This window comes from Hyphomonas sp. UBA4505 (assembly GCF_002388685.1).
Lineage (GTDB): Bacteria > Pseudomonadota > Alphaproteobacteria > Caulobacterales > Hyphomonadaceae > Hyphomonas.
In genome coordinates this window covers 364519-390795 of sequence record NZ_DGMZ01000011.1, presented here as the reverse complement: position 1 = coordinate 390795, position 26277 = coordinate 364519, and the positions used below count along the sequence as shown (strand labels likewise).

At 55.4% G+C, this 26277-nt stretch carries 20 protein-coding genes and 1 tRNA gene; 7 read left to right on the top strand and 14 right to left on the bottom strand.

The window, feature by feature from the left end; genetic code table 11:
- The 4 genes from B3527_RS09065 to B3527_RS09050 all read right to left on the bottom strand — a co-directional run.
- The coding region (locus B3527_RS09065; protein WP_290489772.1) for a hypothetical protein at positions 1 to 189 on the bottom strand (189 nt) is incomplete at its 3' end.
- Positions 190 to 203: 14 nt separating this feature from the next.
- Positions 204 to 1610: a site-specific integrase gene (locus tag B3527_RS09060; RefSeq protein WP_290478874.1), complete on the bottom strand. Its 1407-nt coding sequence runs from the start codon at positions 1608 to 1610 to the stop codon at positions 204 to 206.
- Between the two features lie 453 nt (positions 1611 to 2063).
- On the bottom strand, positions 2064 to 3005 hold the full coding sequence (locus B3527_RS09055; protein ID WP_290478875.1) for a universal stress protein: 942 nt from the start codon (positions 3003 to 3005) through the stop codon (positions 2064 to 2066).
- Between the two features lies 1 nt (position 3006).
- A complete protein-coding gene (locus B3527_RS09050; RefSeq protein WP_290478876.1) occupies positions 3007 to 4023 on the bottom strand; it encodes a universal stress protein in 1017 nt (338 codons plus the stop codon).
- A gap of 397 nt (positions 4024 to 4420) precedes the next feature.
- Between B3527_RS09050 and B3527_RS09045 the strand changes: the two genes are divergently transcribed.
- Positions 4421 to 5440 (top strand): hypothetical protein, encoded by a 1020-nt coding sequence (locus B3527_RS09045; protein ID WP_290478877.1) that lies wholly within the window; start codon positions 4421 to 4423, stop codon positions 5438 to 5440.
- Positions 5441 to 5994: 554 nt separating this feature from the next.
- Here B3527_RS09045 and B3527_RS16925 read toward each other — a convergent pair.
- From B3527_RS16925 to B3527_RS09030, 4 genes are all read right to left on the bottom strand, one after another.
- Positions 5995 to 6216 carry an integrase core domain-containing protein gene (locus B3527_RS16925; RefSeq protein WP_366935197.1) on the bottom strand — a complete coding sequence of 74 codons (222 nt, stop codon included), beginning with the start codon at positions 6214 to 6216 and terminating at the stop codon, positions 5995 to 5997.
- 49 nt (positions 6217 to 6265) lie between these two features.
- Positions 6266 to 7495: a Fic family protein gene (locus B3527_RS09040; protein ID WP_290478878.1), complete on the bottom strand. Its 1230-nt coding sequence runs from the start codon at positions 7493 to 7495 to the stop codon at positions 6266 to 6268.
- A gap of 97 nt (positions 7496 to 7592) precedes the next feature.
- Positions 7593 to 9041 carry a DUF6538 domain-containing protein gene (locus B3527_RS09035; protein WP_290478879.1) on the bottom strand — a complete coding sequence of 483 codons (1449 nt, stop codon included), beginning with the start codon at positions 9039 to 9041 and terminating at the stop codon, positions 7593 to 7595.
- Positions 9042 to 9175: 134 nt separating this feature from the next.
- Positions 9176 to 9252 (bottom strand) — tRNA-Asp (locus B3527_RS09030).
- Between the two features lie 159 nt (positions 9253 to 9411).
- Here B3527_RS09030 and B3527_RS09025 point away from each other — a divergent pair.
- Positions 9412 to 11712, top strand: coding sequence for an AsmA family protein (locus B3527_RS09025; protein ID WP_290478880.1), 2301 nt, complete (start codon positions 9412 to 9414; stop codon positions 11710 to 11712).
- 10 nt (positions 11713 to 11722) lie between these two features.
- Here B3527_RS09025 and B3527_RS09020 read toward each other — a convergent pair whose 3' ends face one another.
- The 4 genes from B3527_RS09020 to B3527_RS09005 form a co-directional block, all read right to left on the bottom strand.
- Entirely contained in the window at positions 11723 to 14122 is a 2400-nt protein-coding gene (locus B3527_RS09020) for a putative bifunctional diguanylate cyclase/phosphodiesterase (RefSeq protein ID WP_206992793.1), read from the bottom strand.
- 126 nt (positions 14123 to 14248) lie between these two features.
- Entirely contained in the window at positions 14249 to 15793 is a 1545-nt protein-coding gene (locus B3527_RS09015) for a cryptochrome/photolyase family protein (protein WP_290478881.1), read from the bottom strand.
- A 12-nt stretch (positions 15794 to 15805) separates the two neighbouring features.
- Entirely contained in the window at positions 15806 to 16474 is a 669-nt protein-coding gene (locus tag B3527_RS09010; RefSeq protein ID WP_290478882.1) for a DUF6134 family protein, read from the bottom strand.
- Positions 16471 to 17028, bottom strand: a complete 558-nt coding sequence (locus tag B3527_RS09005) for a cupin domain-containing protein (protein WP_290478883.1) — start codon at positions 17026 to 17028, stop codon at positions 16471 to 16473. The genes B3527_RS09010 and B3527_RS09005 overlap by 4 nt, the downstream gene beginning before the upstream one ends.
- A 157-nt stretch (positions 17029 to 17185) precedes the next feature.
- On the opposite strand from B3527_RS09005, the gene B3527_RS09000 reads away from it, so the two are divergent.
- The 4 genes from B3527_RS09000 to B3527_RS08985 are packed head-to-tail and all read left to right on the top strand — an operon-like array spanning position 17186 to position 21640.
- Positions 17186 to 18190 (top strand): cysteine synthase A, encoded by a 1005-nt coding sequence (locus B3527_RS09000; RefSeq protein WP_290478884.1) that lies wholly within the window; start codon positions 17186 to 17188, stop codon positions 18188 to 18190.
- 3 nt (positions 18191 to 18193) lie between these two features.
- The gene (locus B3527_RS08995) at positions 18194 to 19039 is read left to right on the top strand and encodes a sulfurtransferase (RefSeq protein ID WP_206992788.1); all 846 of its coding nucleotides are present in this window, start codon (positions 18194 to 18196) and stop codon (positions 19037 to 19039) included.
- Positions 19036 to 20190, top strand: coding sequence for a cystathionine beta-lyase (metC, locus tag B3527_RS08990; protein WP_290478885.1), 1155 nt, complete (start codon positions 19036 to 19038; stop codon positions 20188 to 20190). The genes B3527_RS08995 and metC overlap by 4 nt, the downstream gene beginning before the upstream one ends.
- 10 nt (positions 20191 to 20200) lie before the next feature.
- Positions 20201 to 21640: an SLC13 family permease gene (locus B3527_RS08985; protein WP_290481721.1), complete on the top strand. Its 1440-nt coding sequence runs from the start codon at positions 20201 to 20203 to the stop codon at positions 21638 to 21640.
- A 122-nt stretch (positions 21641 to 21762) separates the two neighbouring features.
- Here the strand turns inward: B3527_RS08985 and B3527_RS08980 are convergent, their stop codons facing one another.
- Together B3527_RS08980 and B3527_RS08975 are read right to left on the bottom strand one after the other, a co-directional pair.
- Positions 21763 to 22779: an NADP-dependent oxidoreductase gene (locus B3527_RS08980; RefSeq protein WP_206993185.1), complete on the bottom strand. Its 1017-nt coding sequence runs from the start codon at positions 22777 to 22779 to the stop codon at positions 21763 to 21765.
- Between the two features lie 54 nt (positions 22780 to 22833).
- Entirely contained in the window at positions 22834 to 23274 is a 441-nt protein-coding gene (locus B3527_RS08975) for a hypothetical protein (RefSeq protein WP_206992785.1), read from the bottom strand.
- 149 nt (positions 23275 to 23423) lie between these two features.
- On the opposite strand from B3527_RS08975, the gene polA reads away from it, so the two are divergent.
- Complete coding sequence (gene polA / locus B3527_RS08970) at positions 23424 to 26213, top strand: DNA polymerase I (RefSeq protein ID WP_290478887.1); 2790 nt, start codon at positions 23424 to 23426, stop codon at positions 26211 to 26213.
- The last annotated feature ends 64 nt before the right edge of the window (positions 26214 to 26277 follow it).

The window sequence follows — 26277 nt, the reverse complement described above, 5'->3', positions numbered from 1 at the left end:
CTCGGTACGAACATCATAGAGGAGCACGTCCGGATTCGCTGCCAAGCGCGCCGCGACGAAATCATTATCAACAAATTCAATACCTGCCTGAGCCGCCTCAACCACATCTTCCATCGTCATCAAATCGTCCGCCTGTGCAGCGAACGGCAACCCGGCACATAAAACCGCAACGGCCATCGTTCTCATCATCAGTATCTCCAATCTCAATCACCAAATTTAAGCCCGTCCGGCACCGGATGAGCGATCTTCATCAATTCGTCCCGCCGATAGGCCATCGACCCACCGTCTCCATAGGCTGGTCGATCTGTCTTATGCCCCATTAGCGTGCAGCGTAATCCATAATCCAATCCAGCTTCGAGCATTCGTTTCTCGAAAGCGTGCCGGAAGGAGTAGATAACGTGGTCTGTTGTTGGAAACAGCCCCCTTTGACGAAACGCCTTCATCAGATTGGCGGATACGAGCTCCCCGCGATCACGGTAATGCTCGAAACCCTCCGGCGCTGCGCGCATCGCCTCAAGCGCGACGCCGACCAGTGGAATATCGCGTATGGATGTCTCGGTTTTGATTTCACGGTTCTGCCGAGGGCGGATACGAATAAAAGGGACGTTGGCTTTTAGCTTTATGTCTTCTGGCAGGAGATTGCAGATTTCACTGGTTCGGCAACCTGTTTCGATCAGCACATAAATGATGCACCGTAGCTCCCAACGCAGATCATCAAAGATGCCGGGCGCGAGAATTTTGCTGCGAACCCAGTCATCCTCGAACGGCGGCACGTCGACCCGAGATTCGCCCTTGAAGAACATTTTGCGAAAAGGGTTGAGCCGCTCTTCGTCGCCCTTGTGGGAGAAGTAGGCCTCGTACAGCGTTCGCATATTGCCAATATGCCGATTGGCCGTGTTCGGCTTGGCGGGTTTCTCACCTTCCTCGCGCGGGATCATCCGCTCCATCCACCAGTTGCGGTAAGACAGTGCATCGTCACGTGAGATCGCGGCTATGGGCAGATCGCCGATCACATCAACGAAGTAATTGATTGAGGTCCGCTTGGTCTTTTCCCAGGAGTATTTCTGTTTGGGCGACTTGTTGTACTGCTCGTCGAAAGCGATTTCATCGAGATAGAGCTGGAAGGCCTCAGACACGGTTGTCTTGTCGTCTTCAGCGACCGGTTCTGGCACTGCGCCGAGCAAGGCTTCAGCATCCTGCATACTTGGTGGGTGTGCTGGAGAAGTGCCCCGTTCGAGCAGCTGTATGCGTTGCATCAAGTCAGTCAGCTCAGCAGAAGCGCCCAAAGTTTCAGCGGGTGCATAGGCAAACCCTCTCGCCATAGCCCGGGCATTCGCTGACTCGTAGCGTTTTGCTGCCGCAGCCTTGGCCGTATCGTTCGCGCTGTCTCCTTCCACCTCTGCCAAGAGAAGCGAGGTCCAATAAGCATCATCTGCCTCGACGAGTGCGTCACGCCTCATGCGCGCCACTTTCAAGACTTCAGTATCAAGCCCGACCCGCACAAAGGTCCGGGGATCGACATGTTTGAATTTGGCTGGGACCCGCCGATGGTAGTGCCAGCGATCCCCTCTAAGAAGCAGGAACTGGTCTGAATGCCTGAGAACTGTCATCCTCAAACTGTATCACAATTTGGTTCCAATTTGTATCACAATTTGAGCCACTAACTGGACTCGAGTGGTGAGAACGCGCGATGCGCGCAACATTTCTACAATGTTTTCAAGGACTTAATTGTTTGAAAAAATTGAAGAAATGGCGCGAGTGACGTGCCGCAATCCATTTTTTTATTCCTTTAATTTCAAGGACTTGAGGGATTGTAAAATTAAAATTGGTCCTTGAATAGGTCCGATTATGGTCCACAAATATGTGGACCTCCTGAGTTCGACGCGAATTACCGCGCCGAACTACTAGCTAGCATAAACTTGTGCGTGTTGGAATCCCTGAGAAAAATTATGCTTTAGGCTGGACGATCGCTCGAAGGGCTCGAAAAACTCCTTAACGAGCGAGCCATATTTGAGGCTAAATCATGTAACCTTACACCCTTGGCTATTGTTCGGCGGTTTATGCTACAGCATTACCGTCGAAACGAAGCCTTCAGGTTTCAATGCGAGCAATGAACAATCGAGCTGGCGCAAAACCTTCTCAGCCGTGTTTCCCATCAAAAGCCCCGGAATACCGACACGACCGATGGTGCCAATGACCACTGTGTCTACGCCATTGTCACTAACGAACTTTGAGATTGTCATATCCGGCGAGCCCTCAAGTTGGTGCACATTTGGCCCCATCGATAGCCCAGCGCTTTTGAGCGTCCGCTCCATGGCAGACTTATGCAGGCTTTCTCTTCTCTCCCGAAAAGCGCGAATGCTCTTTTCTGAGACTTTACCCCAGAAGTGCCGTGTTCGAAAATCATCAAAAGAGGCGCTCCAACTGGAGATAATGTGCAGATCTGCATCAAGCATGGAACTTAGTGGCTCGGATACTTGCAGTAGAGACTGTGTAAGTAAAATTGCCTGTGACTCCGTTTCCTGAGGATCAATCGCAACGGCAATTTTCGGCTTCCCAGCAGACATTGTTTTTGCCCGCACGAGCCAAACTGCCGACGGGCACTTACGCAGCAATTCCATTTCGATTGCGCTGTACCCAGCGCCTTCAGATTCTCTCCGAGACTCACGGATCAAGAGGTCATGATCTCCGCGCAAAACCATTTTTGAAATGACTGTTCCTGTAAGGCCACTAACATCAGATCCAACATTGATATCGTCAACAGAGGGTGGCGCAGCCATGCCCGCCTCGCGCGCTGCATCTTTGAAGGCCTCCATTAGTGTGGTTCGCGAGCCGGTCTCATAAGTGTCCTGATACGTGGAAAATTCTTTTGGAAGTTTGGGCGTCACAATCGCAAGACGTAGCTTTGCGCCGTTCATCTCTGTGAGGCGCAATGCCTGGACCAGCCCTGGGCAGTCACCGGCAATCCCGTCCGAGACATACAGTATATTTTTGAAAACATTCATTTTACTTCTCCGTGCGCTTAAAGTTCACAACCAGCACATCACTTTGCGGGTCTGCGATAATGTTTTGCGCAACACTGCCTAGAACAGTGCTTACGATGGCCGATCTGCCGCGTGTGCCCATAACCACAAGGTCTGGCTGCTCGATCGCAATCGCCTGACGCAGTATTTTCTGCGGTGGCCCCTGCTTAACATGCAAGGATACGGGTGGCATTGTGCCACCAACAGGCTTAACCACCTGCTCCCACAAGGCCCCCAACTTAACCTCGGCTTCAGTGACCGCTTTTTCCATCGCGCCATCGGCAACAAATACGCCATCGGTTGTGGCGCCCACGGCATGGGTCAGGACCAGTTCCGCATCAGGTGCAATTGAGAGAGCCATGGACAGCGCTTGTTCGGACAGTGGTGAAAAGTCGACCGCAACAATAACTTTATTATAGGCTGCTGGCGGGTCATTGACCGCGATCAAAAGTGGCACATCGCCTTCCCGCAACAATCGCTCAGTAAGCGTTCCCAAAAGCGGGCGGATTTTGTCCCTTCTGTGAATTCCAAGTACGATGAGGATTGCAGCCGTTTTGCTAGCAATATCCAGAAGAGTTGAAGCCCGTCCCGTTTCGTCATCTATGAAGTAATCCGGGTAAGGGCAGACTCCGACATCGACAGTGAGGCAATTGAGGTTGACGGCGTCTTTAATGACCTGCTCTAGGGCCTGCAAACAGCCTTCACCTTCAGGGAGCCGCGTCTCGGGGTTAACGATTTGCTGAACGTGCAAGCCGGCGTTGTGCTGCATGCCAAGCTGCGCCGCGCGCCGAATGCCCAAGTTCGCACGCTGACTGCCATTGGTCGCTACGAGCAACTTGCCCAAGGCAGAACTATCATCTCCGGTCGGTCTTAGTTTTGCACCGAGTTGACTTGATAAGCCTTTCATTTTTTCACCAAATACTGCGCGTTCCCTATTTTTGGCGAGGAATAGAGGAATCGTATTCCATTCTAAAATTGCAGAGAAAGACCGCAATTTCAAAGGGTAACGACGCTTACACCTTAAGCCTGATCTCAATACCTTCTATTCGTGGGCGCACTAAACCTTTCATGACTGACTTAGTGATCGAGCGCCGCGATCTGAATACGTATGAGTCCCTATTTCCTTGTTTATTTTGGGCAAATAGATGCCGAAATCATCAGGTGCGAGAAGTAAGCGCAATCGACAAAATCAATGAGGCGGCGTGCCGTCTCAAGTCGAGGGGCGAATATTAGACTGAACCTATTATCATAAAGGCGAGCCCTGCCTTCGATCCCGTCAGGGCTAATCGTCCGTCGGAGCATACAAGAGAGTAACTTCGCACTCTTGCCTTCTATTAAATATGTGGTTGTCGCGTTAGAGATTGATCTTGCCGCAACGCTAAACGAACGAGGCCATTTTGAAACTGCCATTTCAACTTTTGTGTATATCGATCGTATTTTGCGTGATCGCCGTGCTGGATGCGCGCGCACAAGAGCTCACATTTGGCCAAATTGATCAGCAAATTAGCACAGTCTCAGAAGACACTGCCCTAACTGCGGAATTACAAACGGAAGCACTGCAAGCGCTTGAGGCTGCCCGGAGTGAGCTGGAGAGCGTGCAGCGTCTTAAAACAGAAGCCGACGCTATTAAGGGGATAATCGACAATAGAGAAACTATAAGCGCAGACATTGCCGCGCGCAGAGCTGAAACAGATGCATCACTTCTATTACCAGAAGACAGCGACACCATTACCGAGCTGACGGCCAGGCTATCAATTCTGGATGCAGAGCGCTCATCTACAACTGCTACGATCGATAGTTTGCGCCAAAACCAAACACAGCTCATCGCTAAGTCCGCCGTATTACCAGAAGAACTCTCCAAGACACGTGAAGCGCTTAATCTTCTGAGCGATCCCTTGCCAAGTGATACCGAAGACCCGGTCGCTCAAGCGCGATTGACTCTAAAGAACGCACAAAGACAGCGGCTGGAGCAAGCCCAAAAAACCATTCGCGCAGACCTTGAAAGCCTTCAGGTTCGCAAAGACATCGTGTCCGCACGGCTGTCTGCCGCTGAGGAAAGGCTGTCTGCCTTAAACGCTGTTATAACTGCCATCCAAATACGACTATCGGACACTCGCATTGGAAGGGCCGAAGAGGCGCTCGAAAAAGCAAAAGAGGTTCTCGCTCAAATTCCTGATGGCAAGGATGAGTTACGGACATTTGCAGAGGAAAACACTTTGCTTGCTGAAAAGAGATTGCTGATGGCCAGGTCCGAGCCAGACCAAGCGAGCCGCACTATGATGTCGAGCTCATGTCTCCACCAGGCGGGAAAATTCAAAGCAAAGTGCGCGCGTACATGCATGATGGTCGATCCGAAACTGCCAACACGCGGGATGTGGAAGTCGAGTCTCAGTGGTGCGAAAACTTGCGAACCTTAAACATTGAACTGGGAAAGCAGGGGCTTGGCGCGTCGCTTGCCCATGTGGACAAGCCTGGGAGCGGTGCGCCACATTTCGTGGATAGCGCAGTCGACCCCCACTTCAAGAGCCAAAAACTAAAACAGCAGAAGCGAACTTAAAGAGCTTGGAAAGAAGACTACTCAAGATAAAGAACCCACCCGATCAGACCTTGTAGTGGGCAAATGGTTTTCAAGCTGCGTGCTCTGCAATAAAGTCCTTCTGGGGGTGAATGACGCCAGACGGAGAAGCTAAAACGGAACAAAACGCTTTAGGTTCGCAGAAGCCGAGGCGTTTTCGCGAGTGCTCGCCCATCGACAAACCCCTTATTGGATCGCATTTTCATTTGGCACTAACGTATTAGCGACCGTTGTCGGCAGTCATGCACTAGGGTACATCAAGCTCGGTCAGCTATTCCTCGCTCGCATCACTCTTGCGTTAGCGGGGGCGCTGACAGTCTTTTCTTTCGTGCTCGCGTTTAGAGACACGAGCGACAATTTTGCGCACTGACCCAAACCAATTGTCCAGCCCCCAGTTTATGGGTCACATTCCACTAGCGTTTCAGGGATGGGCGGCCGCATGCCTAGAGCCTGATGTGGCCGGACACGATTGTATTGCCGGAGCCAGGTGTTGATGACGGTTTGAGCCTGGTGGAGTGAAGTAGACCACTCAGCATTCAGGATTTCACGTCGCAGCGTTCCATTGAACTCGCAGCCGCAATTCAGACAAGGCACGATGAAAAGTGGGCCGTAAAGCATATGACCAAACTATTCTGATCATCTCTGGACAGATACTTCCATGGTTCGGCTACTTCTCCGGAAACAGTCCCGGCATCCATCGCGCCGCCAGCTTCGCTGGAAATGCCAACTTCAGCGGCGCGCGTGTTGTATCAGCCGTTACCACACCTGCGTCAATCAAAGCGGAGGTCACTCGCCGCGCCTGTCGGTCTCCAACAGACAAGAGATCGGCGACATCGCCGCGCGGAAGCACGCCGCGATAGAGCAAGGCCTCCAACACCAACCCTGATTTTGGCGGCAAACGATCAACGCGCACCTCTTCCTCCGTCCAGAGAAGGATCCGGTCTCGCAGGCGTCCGGGCTCAACCAGCCCTTCCATGAACTTTATCTGATCGAGGCAGACTTCCAGAAAGAAGACCGCAAACCTCGCAAGAGCCTCCTCGCTAAGCGTGCCGCGCCCATCAAGGTCTCCGCGCCGCGCGCCGTCGCATGCCTGAAGCTGCGCCTTGTATTCAGCCTCACGTCGCGCAAGGCCGCGCGCCACCGACCAAATACCGCCTGTGTCGAGCGCGTCCCGGAGCATGGCATAAGACATCAGGCGCACGACGCGTCCATTGCCGTCAACGAAGGGGTGAATCCAAAGCAAGCGATGATGTGCGGCTGCCGCCGCGATTAACGCATCTACGCGACCAAGCCGAGCATAGGCGTTCTCGAAACGCTCCATGAATCGGGGGATCGCGCCGGAACTGATCGCGACATGCCTGCCGACCTGAACATCGCGGGTGCGATAAGCTCCCGGAACAACGGGAACGCGCTCTCCGGTGTCCGGGTTGTCTGCCCAGAGCAAATCATCAGGAAGGTTCTCACAGAAGCGCCGATGCAACTCCATAACCGCGTCTGCTGATGTGGCACGCCCTTCCAGGCCCCCGCCATCTATCCAAGCCTGCACTTCAATATGTGCTTTGGCCTCAAGCTGCAGGTCGCGCTGGGCCGCATCTGCGCTGAAATCATTGTTCAGGGCGCGCTCAATATCGATGGGGTGCGTGTCGTGCCCTTCAATGAGATTGCTATAATAGCAATTCATAGCGCGCACGAGATCGGACAGAGCGGTTACCACACCATCTGGCAAGCTCCGCCTTAGCCCAGCAGAGCGCTCAGCCACCTCGACCGCAAGGTCGCCCAACTGTCCCCGATAATGGCTGGAAGAGCCTACAAGCATAGGCTCCATCGCCCCGACGCCTTCGCCGCGATCTTCTGCCGGAACAATGTCCGCTTTGGTGTCCGGTTCTTTATCAGTCATATACCCATATATAATTGAACATTATGAACAATTCCATAGTCAATACCGGCTAATTCATGTCCGGTTTACTGGCCGCATCTACCATACACCCCTCCTACTACGTAGGAGGGGTGTATGGTGAAACCGTCCCAAGCGCCCAATCTGGATGCTCCAGATCAAATCTCTCCATCACCTCTAACGCGAAGGGGTGCGCGATTTTCAGCAATTCGTCTCGGCGATAGTCTAGCGATCCGCCATCTCCGTAAACCGGACGGGTTGTCTTGTGCCCCATAAGCAAGCAGCGCAGGCCATAATCGATGTTGGCTTCCTGCATCCGTTTCTCGAACGCATGCCGAAAAGAGTAGATACGGTGATCGGGCGTCTCGAACAGACCGCGATTGCGGAAGTTCTTCATCATGTTGGCAGAGAAGAGCTCGCTGCGATCCTGATAGTGCTCAAAGGCGCGCGGCGCGGCTCGCTTGGCTGCTTCAAGAGCAATCCCAACCAAAGGAATATCGCGCGCTGATGTATCAGTTTTGATCTCGCGATCTGTCCGCGCCTTGATAGAGATGTAAGGCACGGGTTCATCCATGTGAAAATCCTCTACACGGAGATTGATGATCTCACTGGGGCGGCACCCGGTCTCGATTAGCATCAGTGTGATGAGCTGAAGTTCAGGTCGCCATTTGCGCGTGGCTCCAGGTGCCAGAACCTTGGCCCTAACCCAGTCTGAAGAGAAGGGCGGAACCTCAACGCGCGTCTTGGCCTTGAAGTGCATATTACGAAACGGGTTAGGCCGCTCATCCTCGCCAATATGTTTGTAGTATTCGCCATAGAGCGATCGCACATTCCCGATGTGGCGGTTCGCTGTGTTTGGCGCGACCGCTTTCGTCTTGGCGTCTTTGGGTTTCACGCGTTTCGCCCAGTGCGACTGATACTCCAGCGCTAAGTCCCGCGTGATTTCCTCAAGTGGCAGGTCTCCCGCAAACTCAATGAAATAGTCCACTGAGGTTCGCTTGGTTTTCTCCCAGGAGCGGCGCTGCGCCGGGGATTTATAAAGCTGCGCATTGTAGGCAACGTCACGAACATAAATCTCGAACGCTTCCGACAGCGTGATGGAAGGCTTTTCAGCCCCGCCCAGCAGCGCCTCCGCATCTTGGGGTTTGGGTATCTCGGACGGCCCAGCCTGTTTCTGAACAGCCAGCAAGCGCGCGAGCGCTTCCTCTAGTGAGGCCTCCGTCGCAAGATGATCTATCGGCTGGTAGGTAAAGCCTGCCGCCAGCGCCTTGCACGTCGCCATCTGGTAGCGCCGCTGCACAGCTGCCGATACATCGCGATTAGCTCCCGGCCCCGCTTCCTCGGCGATTTTGAGTGATGCCCAATAATGGTCATCCGCCTCAGCCAGCAGGTCCCGCTTGTGACGGGCCTGTTCAACTGATCTGGTGCCAAGGGATTCTTTGATGCGCTTTCGCGAATCGAGGTGGGCAAAGCGTGACGGGACCCGGCGATTATACCACCAGACCCGGCCTCTTAGCTCGAGGTAAGAATTGTCTTCTACACGTTTCATGACGCTGACCATTGGTCCACAATATGGTCCCAATTTGGTCTACAATTTCCGGCCATTCTACGCATAGAAATGCAAACGATCCCGAAAAAGTCGTTTGATTTCAATGAGTTATAGAATTTACATTTCCGAAGAAATGGCGCGAGTGACGGGGCTCGAACCCGCGACCTCCGGCGTGACAGGCCGGCACTCTAACCAGCTGAGCTACACCCGCGCATTTCCTTGCCGAAACTCGGCGAAGCGCTTCTCTATTAAACCCGGCATGGCGGGTCAAGCGGGGAACTTCACGCGAATTTGCACTTTTCTGTATAAAGCTGTCATTCCCAAGCCATATTCCCATATCAGGTTAGACTCCCAGTCCTGAGGTTATTCCATGAAGCGCGTTCTCCTAATTGTTTCCGGCATCGTGGCACTGCTGATTATCGCAGCCTTTTCAGTGCCCTTCTTCATTCCGAAATCGGTTTACAAGAACCAGATTGAGAATGCGGCGACCAACGCGTTGCAACGTGACGTGACGCTCGCAGGCGATGTGAAAATATCCGTGTTTCCGCGCATCTCGGCCTCGGTCGAACAGGTGAGCGTTGCCAATCCCGACGGATTTGCCACACCGAACATGATTGAGGCAGGTGCGTTGCGCGGCTCGGTCAAATGGATGCCGCTGCTGTCGCGGCGCGTGGATGTCCAGGAAATCGCTTTCGTGGATGCAGATGTGTTCCTTCAGCGCAAAGCCGATGGGAATACGAACTGGGAATTCGCCTCTTCAAAAGAAGCATCGCCACCACCTGAAGGGACAAATGGTTCATTCGATGCGGGAATCGAATCGGCAATCCTCAAGAACGCTTCGCTCACCTTTCAGGACGACCAATCTGGCGAAACATACAAATTGTCCGAACTTGACCTGGAAGCATCTCTACGAGGCATGGACCAGCCTCTCAGTGCGACAGCCAGCGGCCGGTTTCAGGAGCAAGCCTTCACCGTCGACATCTGGCTGGATGCGCCCGAAGCGCTCACCCGTAATCTGCCCGCTCAGGCCCGGCTGGATCTGGCATCCGACCTGGCAAATATCAAATATGATGGCAGCGTCCAACTTGGTGACGCGCCGAGTTTGAACGGCACGTTCGAAACCGTGGTGGCAGATCTGGCCGCGCTCACACAGCAATTCGAGTTGGATGTGCCGGCACGGTCAGCCTTGGGTCGTCTACAAGTCGCGGGCAAGGCATCCGGCGCGCTCGACTCACCATCTCTTACAGAACTCAAATTGACCCATGACAGTGACTTGTTGAGCGCGTCATATGAGGGATCCGTTTCGCTCAATGGTGATGGGACTGTTGCCGGCACCCTCTCCATCGCCAGCGACAGAATGCGTGACTTGCTGAGCGCTGCGGCAATTGAACTGGCCCCGGGTGATACACTCCAGACCTTTGCCGTCTCCGGTGCGGCAAACGGCACATTCAAGTCCGTCATGGTCAACAATTTGAACCTGTCGCTAGATGCATTGAGGGGCACCGGACAGGCGGGGATTGATGTGTCGGCGACAACACCGCGCATTATCGGCGATCTCAGCGTACCCGCTCTCGACCTCACACCCTTTATGGGAGAGCCGGATCCGGAAAAGACCAATCAAGGAATTCAGCCTTGGAGTGATGAAACACTCGAATTGTCCGGGCTGAAATCCGTGAACGCAAACCTCAGTCTTGAGGTCGGATCACTCACCATTGGTGATGTCGAATTGACCGATGCTGTCATGGACGTCGATCTGACCGATGGATTGTTGACAGCAGATTTGTCGCAATTCAAAGCCTTCAGCGGACTTTGGTTGGGCAAGCTGACCGTGGATGCCCGACCTGCCACACCGAAAGTCGGCTTCGACATGCAGGGCCAGAATGTTGCCGTCGCAAATCTGCTCGGAACGTTGGCCGGATTCGACAGCCTCACAGGAACAGGACAATTCAAGGTTTCTGCGCAGTCGTCTGGTACATCCATTGACGCAATCATGCAGGCAATTGACGGAGAGGTCTCGACGAGCCTTTCGGATGGTGTGGTCAAAGGCTTGAATGTTGCAGCCTTGGTACGAAGCGCCTCCTCTCTGAAGCAGGCCATAGCGACAGGCTCAATTCAGGAACTCAATTTTGGCGAAGCTTTATCGCAGAACGCCGAGACCGATTTTTCAAGCTTCAACACTGTGTTGAAAGTCAATGACGGCGTTGCGAATGTGGATGTGATGAAACTGCTGAGTCCCATTCTGGGCGTAGATGGGACCGGACAGATCAATCTGGCAGCACAGTCCATGGACCTGCGCCTTGCGACCAGTGTGGACAAATCGGCCCAAGGTCAGGGCAGCGTGGTGCAATTGAACGGCATTCCAGTCCCGATCCGTATATCGGGCGCGTGGACGAATCCGAAAGTCACACCAGATCTGAGCGGCGTAAGTTCTGCGTTCAAGGCAGAGTTGGGCTCCCGCGTGTTGGAAGAGCTTGGTGTCTCCAACTCAGCAGGCTCCGGCAGCACCGAAGATGTTATCGGCGGACTCCTTGGCATCAAGAAGCCTGACCCAGAAGCCCCGACGGACGACGCGCCTGCCGAGACATCTGCTGAAGATGTAGCGATCAAAGCGCTCGGCGGCTTGTTGAACAATCGCAAGAAAAAAGAGGCCGACACTTCAAACGAAAACTGAAATCCAGGGATCAGGCTTGGGCGGACTTCGCCGCTGGAAACTGGATAGTATTATCGGCTGCGGTCGCGACATCCGACTCCCGCTTGGGTGATGCAAAATCGGCAGGTAGAAGGTCGATAATATGGTGAAGTTTGTCGAGCGGCTTGGCCCGGCTGATGAAGAAACCCTGCAATTCCTGGCATCCAATGTCACGCAGGAACTCTGCTTGAAAATGCGTCTCGACACCCTCCGCTGTGCACCGCATGCCCAGTGAGTGCGCCAGTGCGATGGTGGCTTGCGTGATAGAACGGCTGTCTGATCGGCTTTCAATGTCTCGCACGAAGCTCTTGTCGATCTTGATCTTGTCGAACGGAAAGCTCCGCAAATAAGACAGAGAAGAATAGCCTGTGCCGAAATCATCAAGCGCAATGCCGACGCCGATCTCCTTCAGTTTGTGAAGGCGCTTGAGCGTGAAATTTGTGTCCGACATCAGGACCGTTTCCGTGATCTCGAGCTCGAGCCGTCGCGGATCGATCTTGTTGGCGGCAATCGCATTCACGATGGTCGTCATCAAATTGGATGAGTGTATTTGCAACGGCGAGATATTCACCGAAACTTTGACATGATTGGGCAGACGACGCGCCTCTGCCAAAGCCGCCCGAATGACCCAGTCTCCGATCCGGGTAATCAGACCATTGTCTTCTGCGTGCTCAATGAAGTCGCCGGGATAAACCAGGCCCCGCTCAGGGTGGTTCCATCGCAGCAAGGCTTCGCATCCCACCACATCATGTGTGTGAGCATCAACTTGGGGCTGGAAATGAAGTTCGAACTCGCTGTGCTCCAGCGCGGAATGCAAATCGGCCTCGACTTGCAAATGGGCTCGCGCGCGTTCGTCGAGCGCGGGTGTGAACATGCACCAAGTGGACTTTCCGAGCTTCTTGGCCTGATAGAGCGCCAAGTCAGCATGCTTCAGCATGGTGCGGGCATCTTTCGTGTACGGATCGAACATCCTGACACCTACCGACGCGGAGCAATTGGCGGTCGACCCCCACAGGTCATAGGGCTCGCTCAGGCGTTCGGTTATCTCGTCGAAAAAGAGTTCGAGGTCGCCCATCGTCGGACGCTGAACGATCATGGCGAACTCGTCACCACTGATCCGCGCCACCATGTCATGATCGCCGCTCAATTCGTTCAGGCGACCGGAGACATGCTGCAAGAGCTCATCACCCGCCGGATGGCCCAGCGTATCGTTCACCCATTTGAAGTTATCCAGATCGAGCCAAACCAACGCTCTTTGGACTGTTTCAACATCCGGTTTGCGGAGCGCCTTTTCCAGTCGCTCCTGCATGTTCATCCGGTTTGGCAGACCCGTCAGCCCGTCATAATGCGCCATAAAGGCAATACGATCTTCTATTTCCTTGGACTGGGTGATGTCCGATGCTACCCCGCGGAAGCCTCGGAACTTGCCATCATTGAAGATTGGCTTCCCGGTAAGGGACAACCAGCGTTCGGTCTCTGAACCTTTGAGCCTCATGGCGATATCGCGAAAGCCCTGGCGGCGCATGAGGCTGGTATTGAGCACTCTGGTAGAATCGTCCGCCTCGAACTGATCGACCAACAGATTGCCAAGCGTTAGGTAACCATTGTCATGCTCAGCGCCCTCAAACACGAGAGGAATGTCTACGAGCACGCCTCTGGCGTCAGTTTGCCAGAGCCAATCGGACGTACTTTCCTCAAAATCCCTCAACAGCAACCCAATCAGATGCGACTGCTCTCTAACCGCCGTTTCGTTGATGCTTTTGAGCACGAACTGGCGATGCGACCAGCGAATGGCTAGGATGAGTATCGCGACATAAGCCAACGTCAAAATAGATGTATACTGATATTTTGGATTTTGCTGAAACTGCATTTCCGCAACCAGTCCCAGTCCGATCGGAACTATAAAGGCAAAGGCTGCCTTGGGCAGACGCGACATCAGGAGCGCACCGGTGAACATGACTCCAGCCAGAACGACGCCCACAATCATCTGGCCATAGCTATCCGTGACATTCATCACAATGATAGGTACCGACGCCCAAAGAAGTCCGGCAATCGCCGCAACAAACGTATATTCCCTCATCACCTTGCGCGCGATCGCAAGATCGCTGGGCCGGTAGGTTCGAACCTTGTTCGTAACAAAAGCCGCTGCGCATATGGCGGCGATACAGACGAGCCATACAGACAAGGCAAAGTCCGCTGGCGTCTCCTTGAAGGACAGCCAGACAACCGACGCATTGATGAGGTTGGCCAGAACCAGAGGAATCGTGATCGTGCCCACGATTTCCAGCTGGCTTTCTCGCCAGGCCGCCTCATGCTTTCGTTCGTCGTCCGAGTCCCTAACGATCTCGGACAGCGGCCCATCGCCGCTATCCTTCATAGCCAACAGTTTCATGCGTCCACCCCGGAATTCATCCGACTTCTCGGAATCACCATTGTCAGCATGTCTAAGCGACGGAGGTGAAAATCAGTGTAGTGTGACGTCGAAAATTCTCTGAAACCGGTAACGATGCGTAAGTCATCAATCTTTGGTTGGATAAATATTCAAGGATTTCAACACGGTTCTGGCTCGCCGCTGTATCAGATCACGTTCACGATCCGGCATTTTTATCGCATTTTTCATGAGCAATGACATGCGGGGATTACCCTGCAATCGTTGGGAATGGCGGATCAGGAAGTCCCAATAAAGCGTATTGAAGGGACACGAGTCCTCATCGGTCCGGGTTTTGGAATTGTAACGACACCCGGCGCAATAATCTGACATCTTGTTTATATAGTTTGCACTGGCAGCGTAAGGCTTTGACGCAATCACACCCCCGTCTGCAAAGAGCGCCATTCCATGCGTATTCGGCAGCTCCACCCATTCGTACGCGTCGGCATAAACACTCATGTACCAATCATTGACGTGGTCCGGATGGATGCCCGCGAGAAGCGCAAAATTTCCCGTGATCATAAGGCGTTGAATATGATGGGTATAAGCATGCCGAATGGTCTGCCCCAGCGCATCGGCCAGACAGGCCATATCGGTTTCGCCGGTCCAGTAGAAATCGGGAAGCGCGTTCTGCGCATTCAGAAAGTTGCTCTTTGCGTACTTAGGGCCGCTCCACCAGTAGAGCCCCCGCACGTATTCGCGCCAGCCAAGGATTTGCCGAATGAAGCCTTCCACAGCATTGAGCGGCGCACGGCCGCATTTCCATTCCGCCTCAGCGCGTTCACACAAATCCAACGGATCCAACAAACCGACATTCAGATAAATCGAGAGGATTGAATGCCACATCCACGGCTCATCCTTTGCCATGGCATCCTGGTAGTCTCCAAAGCCAGGCAGGATCTCCGCCATGAAAGCATCGCGAGCGGCCTCGGCATCGTGACGTGTGACTCCGAACACGAAGGGTTCCAAATCTCCGAAATTGTCTGGAAACCTGTGCGTGATCATATCGAGCACGTCTTGCGTAACCTGATCTGGCTGGCAGAACCATCGTTGAGGAGTAACCGCGGATTTCGGCAACCGCTTGCGGTTGTCCTGATCATAATTCCACTTGCCGCCAGCAGGGCTATCTCCCTCCATGAGCAGACCTGTCTTCTGTCTCATCTCGCGATAGAAATACTCCATCCGCAACTGCTTGCGATGGGTAGCCCATGTCGAGAATTCACTCAGTGTCGCGATGAACCGCGTGTCGTCGCGAAGTTCCACCTCTACATCGAAGATGTTGGCCCACACCTCCATATCGCTCAACAGGCGCCATTCGCCGGGTTTCGTGATGATCAAGGTGTCGATGCCGGGATCGGCATCCAACGCACGCGCTACTTCACCGCGCAATGAGCCTTCATTTTCAGGATCCGTTAATTTGACATAGCGAACCGCAACACCCGTTGCTTCCAACTCCTCAGCGAAGTGGCGCATGGCAGAGAACACAAATGCGAGCTTCTTCTTGTGGTGGCCCACATAGGTCGCCTCTTCCATGACTTCGGCCATCAAGACAGTATCTGTGGACGGATTGAAATCAGAAAGAGATGACAGGTCGGGCGTTAGCTGATCGCCAAGAATGAGTGTCAGAGCCGACATTCGGTAGCGAAATCAGTATAGCTTCGCCAAAACGTATTCGATATCCTGACCGCGTGTTTCGAAAGCCAACTTCATCCAACGTCCGGCTTGGTCATACCAAAGCATAACATCAATATCAGAATCCATCAGATACCGCGTGGTCTCGATCTCTTCACCCGCCACACGTATGGTCTCATTCCCTTGTTCAGATACGGTGACCTCCAATATTTCTCCATTGCCGGTCGACAGCAGCTTTGAGGAATTCGTGGCGGCAAAGTTCCAATGACTTGAAGGCACGATTGAGCCTGCAACAACACCGTCGTACTCTGTGCCTTCGACCTCCAACCCATTACCGCTGCGCACTGCCTTCACCGACCCTTCATCGCCATCATCGTCAACCTGACCGGTGAGAGACACGAGTTGTCCATCCTCCCACACTTCAGTGGCGTCGAGCTCATACTTGAAAACGGTGATAGGCCCCAGGCCGGCTTTGAGGTTCACGTCAGTCGTTGCAGTCAGACGTCCCTGGCTATCCTGCCCAAACTTGACGGAGTGGGAGCCGAATGGCTCGCCCTTGCGCAGCACATCAAACTCGATCACGTCGCCCGGGCTTGGTGCCCAACTCGCATCCGACGTCTTTCCGCTTGCGGGTGCGCTGAACAGCGCGGCCGATAGCAGAATGGCTCCCAGAAAACGCTTCATTGGAAAATACTCCAGAACCTGTTGGGCCGATGGGCGACAAAGCAAATACAACTTTCGTCTCCCACAGCAGCGGGCTTGTGACGCATGCCGGGTTCACCGAGCACAAGGTCACCGCGAGAATATGTGCCATATCCATCTGTAAAACGCCCGGACAGGACAACGGTTGCCTCAAGGCCACCATGACCATGCATCGGCGCGCTTTGACCGGGCTCCAGTTTCATGAACTTTGTCCCCGGCGTGCCTGCAGATGCATATTGAACGCCGGAGAAACCGCGCCGCCAGCTCAAATCGCCAGAGGATTGGGACAGGACCTCATCAACTGAGAGACCTGACCATCGGGCGCGACCAGTTCTCGAACTCTGCTGGGCCGGGTCGGCAAGTATCGGGTCAGATCGTTCCAGCATCACACCGCCGATCATTGACCAGAGATGCGCGGTCTCAGCCCCCCTCTCACTCAGTGAAATGTGCAGGTCCCCCGCCACAGCAAAGGACTCCGGATGGTTCCCGGCGGCATGGTCCATCATGAAAGCAATATAGGTGTCGGTGTGGGTCAAGCAGGCGGTCCTGTCTCGGTTGGTCTATTCATGCTTCTTACGCAGACCGGCACGAATTGGATCACACGGGCCATGTGGGACTCACAACGGTTGTGAAAACCTCTGCGCCGCACTAGCTTCGTCCCAAAGAAAATTGACCAGAATCGGACCTAATCTGATGAAGTTTCATCGCTCGGTGATCGACCTTATCGGCAACACCCCCCTGCTTCGCCTGAACCAGGCATCTGACGAAACCGGCTGCGAAATTCTCGGCAAATGCGAATTCCTCAATCCGGGGCAGTCTGTGAAAGACCGACCGGCACTGGGCATTGTTCGCGACGCTGAAGCGGCTGGAGAGCTGAAACCCGGCGGCACCATTGTCGAAGGAACGGCTGGAAACACCGGCATCGGGCTCGCATTGGTCGGCGCAGCACTCGGCTACCGCGTGGTCATCGTGATGCCACGCACGCAAAGCCAGGAGAAAAAGGATGCAATCCGCCTACTCGGCGCAGAGCTGATCGAGGTCGATGCGGTCCCCTACAAGAACCCAAACAACTACCAGCACTTCTCGAAGCGCCTGGCCGAAGACCTTGCCAAGTCGGAACCAAACGGCGCGATCTGGGCAAACCAGTTCGACAATATCTCGAACCGCAAGGCCCACTACGACACCACTGGTCAGGAAATCTGGACCCAAACCGATGGCAAGCTTGACGCTTTCATCTGCGCGGTCGGATCTGGCGGCACGCTCGGCGGTGTATCGCTCGCACTAAAGGAAAAGAACAAGGACATTCAGATCGGTGTCGCAGATCCCGGCGGGGCTGCGATGTATGAATACTACAAGAACGGTGAGTTGAAATCCGAAGGCACCTCAATCACTGAAGGCATCGGACAAGGTCGCATCACAGCCAATCTTGAAGGTATTGACGTGGATCGCGCTTATCGCTGTACGGATGAGGAAGCGCTCAACATCCTTTTCGGCCTCGTTCAAAATGAGGGTCTGTGTCTTGGCGGCTCCGCGGGAATAAATGTCGCCGGGGCCGTTCAGATGGCGAAGGATCTGGGGCCCGGGCACACAATCGTCACGGTGCTCTGCGACTATGGCAACCGATACCAGTCGAAACTCTACAATCCCGATTTCCTGAGATCGAAGGATCTGCCGGTTCCCGCATGGATGGAGGCTTGAATTATGGAATCCGGAGACCCGCTTGTCACAGCCGAATGGCTGAAAGAACATATCTCTGCGCCAGACGTCCGGGTCGTGGACGCAACCTGGTTCCCTCCCTTCCTCAATCCCGAGAAGACGGGGCGCCAGGCATGGGCTGAAGGACACATTCCCGGCGCCGTCTATTTCGACATCGACGCCATCAAGGCAGGCGGAACCGATCTGCCGCACATGCTGCCCGATCCCGTCATGTTCTCGTCGCGTGCGCGCAAGCTCGGCCTGGGAGACGGCAACCGGATCATCGTCTATGACCAGTTCAACTTCTTCGCCTCGGCTCGCGTATGGTGGATGTTGCGCGTAATGGGCCAACGCGACGTAAAAGTACTTGATGGTGGGCTCAAGGCCTGGACGGATGCTGGTGGCGAGACCGAGGACCTGCCACCGGTGGCCGTCGAACGCCATTTCACAGCGCGCGTCCGGTCCGATCTGCTGAAGGATTCAGACCAAATGCTTGCAGCATCTGCGAACAGCTCCCACAACATCATAGACTCCCGCTCGGCCGAGCGTTTCTCCGGCGAGGCTCCCGAACCGAGAGAGGGGCTTCCCTCCGGTCACATCCCTGGCAGCATTTGCCTGCCCTCCGGCGAACTCCGCACGGAAGACGGCAGGATGAAATCCGCCGAGGAACTTGGCAAACTGTTTCCAAATCCCCTCGCGCCCACAATCGCGACCTGCGGGTCTGGCGTGTCTGCCGCTGTCACGGCACTCGCGCTGGCCCGACTCGGTAATTGGGACGTCGCGGTCTATGATGGATCGTGGGCGGAATGGGCGTCTGACGCATCCCGTCCCGTCGCCACTGGCACAGCATGACAAAGGACACTGCGACACGTCTCATCCATACGCGTGGCCGCCGGTTGGCCCAGAAGACAGTCAATCCGCCAATCGAGCGGGCGTCCACACTCCTGTTTGATACATCCTCAGACCTCTATGGCGCGAAGCCCGGCTACGGCCGTATGGGCCTGGCGGTTCATCGTGAACTTGAAGACGCACTTTGCGTACTTGAGAATGCGACCTTCGCAAAACTGACCTCGAACGGATTACAGGCCTGCGCGCTTGCCATCGGCAGCCAGGTAAAAGCCGGGGATCACATCCTTTTCACCGACTCCGCCTATGGCCCCACCGCGCGCTATCTTGATCGTCGATTGGAAAAAATGGGGGTAGAGGCGACGCGCTTCGATCCGCGATGTGGCGCAACCATTTCTAACCTGATCAAACCCAACACGCGCGTAATTTACCTGGAATCTCCGGGCTCACTCACCTTCGAGATCAGCGATACGCCTGCCATCGTGGACGTGGCGCAGCAGCGTGGTATTCGCACCATTCTCGATAATACATGGGGCGCTGGAATTCTGCACAAGCCACTGGACCTCGGCGTGGACATCTCTGTCCAGGCGTTGACAAAATATGCGGTTGGCCATGCGGACGTGTTTGGCGGCGCTGTCATGAGCCGCGACAAGCGCGTGGCGCAAGACATTATCGACTGCGGAGATGATTGGGGCATCAGCTTGGGTCCGGACGATGCTTACACGGCCTTGCGCGGCTTGCGCAGCCTGAAGACGCGCATGGATGCGCACGAGGCCGCTGGCCTCAGGATCGCGAATTGGTTGTCTGAACGCCCGGAAGTCTGTCAAGTCCTGCACCCGGCACTCGAACAGCATCCGGACCATGTCATCTGGAAGCGCGACTTCACTGGCTCAAACGGCCTGTTTTCCGTCATTCTCAACACGGTCAGCCCAGAAGGCCTGAAACGCTTCTTTGACGCATTGGAATTGTTTTCGATGGGCTTTTCCTGGGGTGGCTTTGAAAGCCTGATCATCCCGTGCGACCCGCAACTGAAACGATCAAAAGGCCACTGGATTGACCAAAAGGTCGGCCCTCTGCTCCGCATACATGTCGGTTTGGAGACCGTAGATGACCTGATTGCCGATCTCCGGGCAGGGTTTGAGGCTATGGGGGAATAAGAGCGTGGAATTGGGGGCTCGCAAAATCGGATTGATGCTGGGCCCTGCCCTGGCCGCGCTCATGTTGCTGTTCGGCCCACCGGAAGGCCTCAACCATGCGGCCTGGGGCACGGGAGCTCTGATGGCGCTTATGGCGGTCTGGTGGGCCACCGAGGCTATTCCCATACCTGCCACCTCTCTGTTGCCGCTTTTTGTTCTGCCGCTCGTTGGAGCGGGCTCACCAGCCCAGACGGGCAGTGATTATGCCAACCATATTGTCATCCTGTTGCTCGGCGGCTTCATCGTTGCCCTCGGCATTGAACGCTGGAACCTGCACCAGCGGATTGCACTCAACGTCATCAGCCGGGTGGGCACGTCGCCCGGCGCTATTGTCTTCGGCTTCATGCTCGCAACGGCCGTCCTGTCGATGTGGATATCCAATACGGCCTCGACATTGATGATGGTCCCCATCGCCATCTCAGCCAGCGCTGTGCTTGGGAATGTTTCGAAACACTTCACCACGGCACTCCTGCTCGGTGTTTGCTACGCGGCATCCATCGGTGGGGTCGCCACCCCGATCGGCACGCCGACCAATCTGATTGCAATCAGCTGGTTGCAGACCGAAGCGGGTGCTCATATCGGGTTCGCACAATGGATGGCCTTTGGCCTGCCGGCCATGGCGCTATTATTGCCGGTCGCATGGTGGAATGTCACACGCGGTATGCCGGTCCGCTCCGAAAATGCAGAAGCTGTGTCAGCTCACGTCAAATCCCAGCTTATCGGCATTGGCAAAATGACCGTCCAAGAAACCCGCGTCGCAATCGTTTTCGGGATCACAGCCACCCTATGGCTGCTCAGACTGCCACTTCAGCTATTCCTCGAAGCGTCTGGAATAGAGTTGCTCGCGAATTATGGTGGCGCGGAAGTCGACATGATGATCGCGATCTTCGGCGGGGTACTCATGTTTCTGGTCCCGGCGGGCGGCGGTGAAGATCGTGGCCTGCTCAACTGGCAGGAAGCTGAACAAATTCCGTGGGGCGTGTTGCTCCTGTTTGGTGGCGGCATCGCAATGGGCAAGGCCATTTCGCGCACCGGACTGTCGGAATGGATCGGCGAGAATCTGCGTGTTCTGGACGTGCTCCCGCCGCTAATCTTCATCGTTATTGTGGTTGCTCTGGTCATCTTCCTGACGGAAGTCACCTCAAACGTGGCCACAATGACCACGCTTGCACCCGTACTGGGTTCGCTCGCTGTTGCGCTCGGCACAGCTCCGGAAAGCCTGCTCGGCCCGGCCGCCGTGGCAGCGTCCTGTGCCTTCATGCTGCCGGTTGCCACCGCACCAAACGCCATCGTCTATGGCACGGGCCACATCACCATCCAGCAGATGATCCGCAAGGGCTTCTACATCAATCTGGCAGGTATCGTGATCATCGCTGCGGTAGGCTACTGGATCGCTCCGCTGGTCCTGTAGAGGAATCCAGCGACACGCGCCGAATTCCTCCTACACCCGACAAGCCTGCGTCCCTCAATCCCAGCCCCGTCTGCAGTCAGACATACAGGGGCAAGCTGAACGCCACCTGAACTTAGGTTAACTCAGGCAGCTGGTGGCTCGCTGACCTGGACCATCAGTTTGCCTAGATTCTTGCCTTCGAAGAGACGCGACAAGCTGGCTGGTGCATTTTCCAGACCATCGACAATGTCCGCCTCGAACTTAATCTTGCCGGCCATCAACCATTGCGCCATCTGCTGAATGCCTTCCGGAAACCGCGGGAAGTAATCGATCACGATGAACCCTTTCAGCAAAGTCCGGCGCATCAACAGGTTCGAGAAATTGTACGGCCCCGGCACGGGGTCAGTTGCATTATAGGTGCTGATCAGTCCGCATAGCGGCATGCGCGAGAAATCATTCAGACGCGCAATCACTTCATCCATGATTTTGCCGCCCACATTCTCGAAATTGACGTCGATTCCCTTCGGACAGTGCTTGTCGAGCGCTGCCCCAACGTCTTCCGTCTTGTAGTTTATCGCAGCATCGAAGCCGGCCACCTCGGTCAGCCATTTGCATTTCTCGTCACTGCCCGCGATGCCAACAACCCGGCAGCCTTGGATCTTTGCAATCTGTCCCACCATGGAGCCGACTGCGCCGGCCGCCGCAGAGACGACCACCGTCTCGCCAGCCTTTGGCTTCGCAATATCCATCAGTCCGAAATAGGCCGTCATGCCAGTTGCGCCGAGCGGCCCCATATAGGCGGTCAGCGGCACACCTGGCAGGCGCGGCAGTGCGTTCAGCGAACTTCCGGGCAGATTCGAATAGAGCGACCAGGTACCGAGACCCGTGTTTACGATGTCTCCTTCCTTCAGCCCGTCAAAACGGCTTTCGGTGACCACGGCCAGACCGCCGCCACGCATGGCATCCCCGATGCCGACGGGCGGCAGATAACCATCCACATCGCTCATCCAGATGCGATTGGTCGGGTCGAGGGACAGGTAAATCAGGCGGGTTCGCACTTCACCATCTTCCAACGGCACAAGCGGAGACTCGACCAGTTCGAGGTCTCCCTCCTTCAGGTCACCTACAGGCCGCTGACGCAAAACCCAGCTCTTGTTCATCTCAGTCATTTTTATCCTCCCATGTCTTGACCGGGAGGCTAGGTCGAATTCCGGCTAGCGCAAGACTCCGCGTCTCGTCATCCGCCACGCATATGCAAGCAACAAGGCACCAATCAGGATGATGACTGCCGCAAACGCGGGATTTGAAGCTCCTTCCGGAACATCTTTCAGCGACATCCCATGAACCATGGATGCGAGCGCGGCCAGCAGCGATATCAAGAACGCCCAAACGGCAAACCGGCTGCGCAACAGGAGCAGAATGGATCCGATCAACGCGCCCCAGACGCCGAATGCCCAGATGACATACTGCCAGACTGGAAACGAATAGAAAAAGGCTCGCTGCTCTTCCGTGAAGTTCGACATATACGGCGCCCAATGGGTCACTGTGGCGGTGTAATCAAACGCGCCAAATCCGTTCCACAGTACCGCAAGAATACCCACGACCCAGAGATGCCAAGGCGTACCGGCGGCTTGTGGTTCCAGTGTTTCACTCATGCTTCCCTCCCAGAATTGTACGCGCAAGTTTACGCTGCGACGGCGCATTCGGCAAATCCCTATAGGTGAGGGTGCAATACCCCCTTCCGGATGGGTGACGTCGCGCATGACACGGGCTACACATTCGGCCAGCAAAGGATTCCCGAACCATGGCCACTGCCCCCGTCAACAAGGACAGCCACCTCTACCTGGTAGATGCCAGCGCATACATTTTTCGCGCTTTCCACGCCCTTCCCCCTCTGACCCGGGCCAGCGATGATTTGCCAATCGGCGCCGTGAGCGGGTTCTGCAACATGTTGTTCAAGCTGCTGGAAGATCTGAAGGGCGACGAGCGGCCCACCCATTTCGCCTGCATCTTCGACAAATCCTCCATCACGTTTCGCAATGAACTGTACGACCAGTACAAAGCGAACCGCTCGGAACCCCCGGAAGAACTGCGCCCCCAATTCCCGCTCGTGCGCCGCGCCGCCGAAGCCTTCGCGGCCCATGCCATCGAGAAGGAAGGATTCGAAGCCGACGATCTGATCGCCACCTATGCGCGTCAGGCCGAGGCGAAAGGCGCGCGCGTCACCATCGTCTCATCTGACAAGGACTTGATGCAACTTGTTTCCGATACCGTCCTCATGCTCGACACGATGAAGAATAAGACAATGGGTCGTGAACAGGTCTTTGAGAAGTTCGGCGTCGGCCCGGAAAAGGTCGTCGACATCCAGTCACTTGCCGGAGACAGCGTCGACAATGTACCCGGGGCCCCCGGAATCGGCGTGAAAACTGCGGCCCAGCTGCTGGATGAATATGGCGACCTCGACACGTTGCTCGCCCGCGCTGAAGAAATCAAACAGCCAAAACGCCGCCAGACCCTGATCGACAATGCCGATCTCATCCGCATATCCAAGCAATTGGTGACGCTAAAAGACGACGTGCCGCTCGACGTACCGCTCGAAGACCTCGCCGTGCAGGATCCGGACCCAGACACGCTGATCAATTTCCTGGAAGAAATGGAATTCCGCACCATCACGCGGCGCGTGCGGGAAATGATGGAACTCGAAGGTACCTTGGAGTCCGCCCAGCCCGCAGAAGATCCGATCGACCGCAGCAAATACATCTGCATCCGCGATTTCGAAGAGCTGGAAGAGTGGATCACACGCGCCACCAAACAGGGCTATGTTGCAGTTGACACCGAGACCGACAGCCTCGATTCCATCGCGGCCAACCTTGTCGGCGTATCCTTGGCGCTCGCACCGAATGAAGCCTGCTACATCCCGCTCGCGCATGTCGATCCAGACAATGCGGGCGACGGAGACATGTTTGGCGCAGATCCGCCACGGCAGATCCGCATGCAGGATGCACTGCGCGCTCTGAAACCGATGCTCGAAGATCCGGCGATCCTGAAGATCGGGCAGAATATCAAGTACGACCTCTCGGTCTTCGCCACTCACAACATCGATGTCGCGCCGATTGATGACACGATGTTGCTGTCTTACGTATTGAATGCGGGCAAGCACAATCACGGCATGGACACGCTGTCGGAGCGATACCTGCAGCACAACACTATTCCGTTCAAGGAGATTGCCGGAACGGGCAAGTCGCAGGTGACGTTCGATCGGATCGCGCTGGACAAGGCGACAGAATACGCCGCCGAGGATGCCGACATCACCCTGCGCCTGTGGCAGGTTTTCAAGCCCCAGCTGCGCACGGAAAAGGTCATGACGGTTTACGAAACGCTGGAACGCCCGCTCGTCCCCGTCCTCGCCCATATGGAGCAGGAGGGGATCAAGGTCGACCGCGATCACCTCTCGCGCCTGTCATCCGATTTTTCCCAACGCATGGCTGCGCTTGAGGCCGAAGCGTATGAACAGGCTGGCCGCGAATTCAATATCGGCAGCCCGAAACAGCTCGGGGAAATCCTGTTCGACGAGATGGGTCTTGAGGGCGGCAAGAAGACCAAGACTGGCGCATGGCAGACGGACGCCGACGTGCTCGAAGGGCTCGCTGCAGAAGGCCATGGCCTGCCCCGCACGATCGTCGACTGGCGAACCCTCTCCAAGCTCCGGTCGACCTATACCGAAGCACTGCAAGCGGCGATCAATCCCGACACAGGGCGCGTGCATACCAGTTACTCGATGGCGGTTGCCCAAACTGGTCGCCTGTCCTCCACAGATCCGAACCTTCAAAACATTCCCGTTCGCACCGAGGAGGGCCGCAAGATCCGCGAAGCCTTTGTCGCCGAAAAGGGCAATGTTCTGGTCAGCGCGGACTACAGCCAGATCGAGTTACGTATCCTGGCGCATATAGCCGATATTGATGCGCTGAAGGACGCCTTCAAGGAAGGCCTCGACATCCATGCCCTGACGGCCAGCGAAATGTTTGATGTGCCTATCGAAGGCATGGACCCCATGGTCCGCCGTCAGGCAAAGGCGATCAATTTTGGTATCATATACGGCATTTCCGGCTTCGGCCTCGCACGCCAGCTGGGCATTCCCCAGAGCGAAGCCAGCGAGTACATAAAAACCTATTTCAAACGCTTCCCCGGAATCCGCGCATACATGGACGAGACCAAAGCTTTCGCCAAGGAGCATGGATACGTTACCACCGCCTACGGACGGAAAATCAATCTCTCTGGTATCAAGTCCAAAGGACCACAGCGCTCCTTTGCTGAGCGCCAGGCCATCAACGCGCCCATTCAGGGATCCGCTGCCGACATCATCAAACGCGCCATGATCCGCATGCCAGATGTACTGGCCAAAGCAAGCCTGTCTGCGCGTATGCTGCTTCAGGTCCATGATGAACTCGTCTTTGAATGCCCGGAAGCCGAGGCCGACAAATTGATCGAAACCGTGAAGACCACCATGCAGGGAGCCGCCGGACCGTCACTTCAGCTATCTGTACCCTTGGTTGTCGACGCGCGCGCCGCCAGCAACTGGGCCGAGGCGCACTAAAGAACATAAACAAGTTTTCACACTTAGGGCCTCTCCTCTATGTTAGCGTTCCCGTCAGACGGGA

Excerpts from the sequence above, each read along its gene's own strand:
- B3527_RS08980 (WP_206993185.1), bottom strand. The coding sequence starts at position 22,779 with ATGAACAAGAGCTGGGTTTTGCGTCAGCGGCCTGTAGGTGACCTGAAG.
- B3527_RS09025 (WP_290478880.1), top strand. The coding sequence starts at position 9,412 with ATGAAGCGCGTTCTCCTAATTGTTTCCGGCATCGTGGCACTGCTGATT.
- B3527_RS09035 (WP_290478879.1), bottom strand. The coding sequence starts at position 9,041 with ATGAAACGTGTAGAAGACAATTCTTACCTCGAGCTAAGAGGCCGGGTC.
- B3527_RS16925 (WP_366935197.1), bottom strand. The coding sequence starts at position 6,216 with ATGCTTTACGGCCCACTTTTCATCGTGCCTTGTCTGAATTGCGGCTGC.
- B3527_RS09000 (WP_290478884.1), top strand. The coding sequence starts at position 17,186 with ATGAAGTTTCATCGCTCGGTGATCGACCTTATCGGCAACACCCCCCTG.
- B3527_RS08975 (WP_206992785.1), bottom strand. The coding sequence starts at position 23,274 with ATGAGTGAAACACTGGAACCACAAGCCGCCGGTACGCCTTGGCATCTC.
- metC (WP_290478885.1), top strand. The coding sequence starts at position 19,036 with ATGACAAAGGACACTGCGACACGTCTCATCCATACGCGTGGCCGCCGG.
- B3527_RS08995 (WP_206992788.1), top strand. The coding sequence starts at position 18,194 with ATGGAATCCGGAGACCCGCTTGTCACAGCCGAATGGCTGAAAGAACAT.
- B3527_RS09060 (WP_290478874.1), bottom strand. The coding sequence starts at position 1,610 with ATGACAGTTCTCAGGCATTCAGACCAGTTCCTGCTTCTTAGAGGGGAT.
- B3527_RS09040 (WP_290478878.1), bottom strand. The coding sequence starts at position 7,495 with ATGACTGATAAAGAACCGGACACCAAAGCGGACATTGTTCCGGCAGAA.
- polA (WP_290478887.1), top strand. The coding sequence starts at position 23,424 with ATGGCCACTGCCCCCGTCAACAAGGACAGCCACCTCTACCTGGTAGAT.
- B3527_RS09010 (WP_290478882.1), bottom strand. The coding sequence starts at position 16,474 with ATGAAGCGTTTTCTGGGAGCCATTCTGCTATCGGCCGCGCTGTTCAGC.
- B3527_RS09020 (WP_206992793.1), bottom strand. The coding sequence starts at position 14,122 with ATGAAACTGTTGGCTATGAAGGATAGCGGCGATGGGCCGCTGTCCGAG.
- B3527_RS09015 (WP_290478881.1), bottom strand. The coding sequence starts at position 15,793 with ATGTCGGCTCTGACACTCATTCTTGGCGATCAGCTAACGCCCGACCTG.
- B3527_RS09055 (WP_290478875.1), bottom strand. The coding sequence starts at position 3,005 with ATGAATGTTTTCAAAAATATACTGTATGTCTCGGACGGGATTGCCGGT.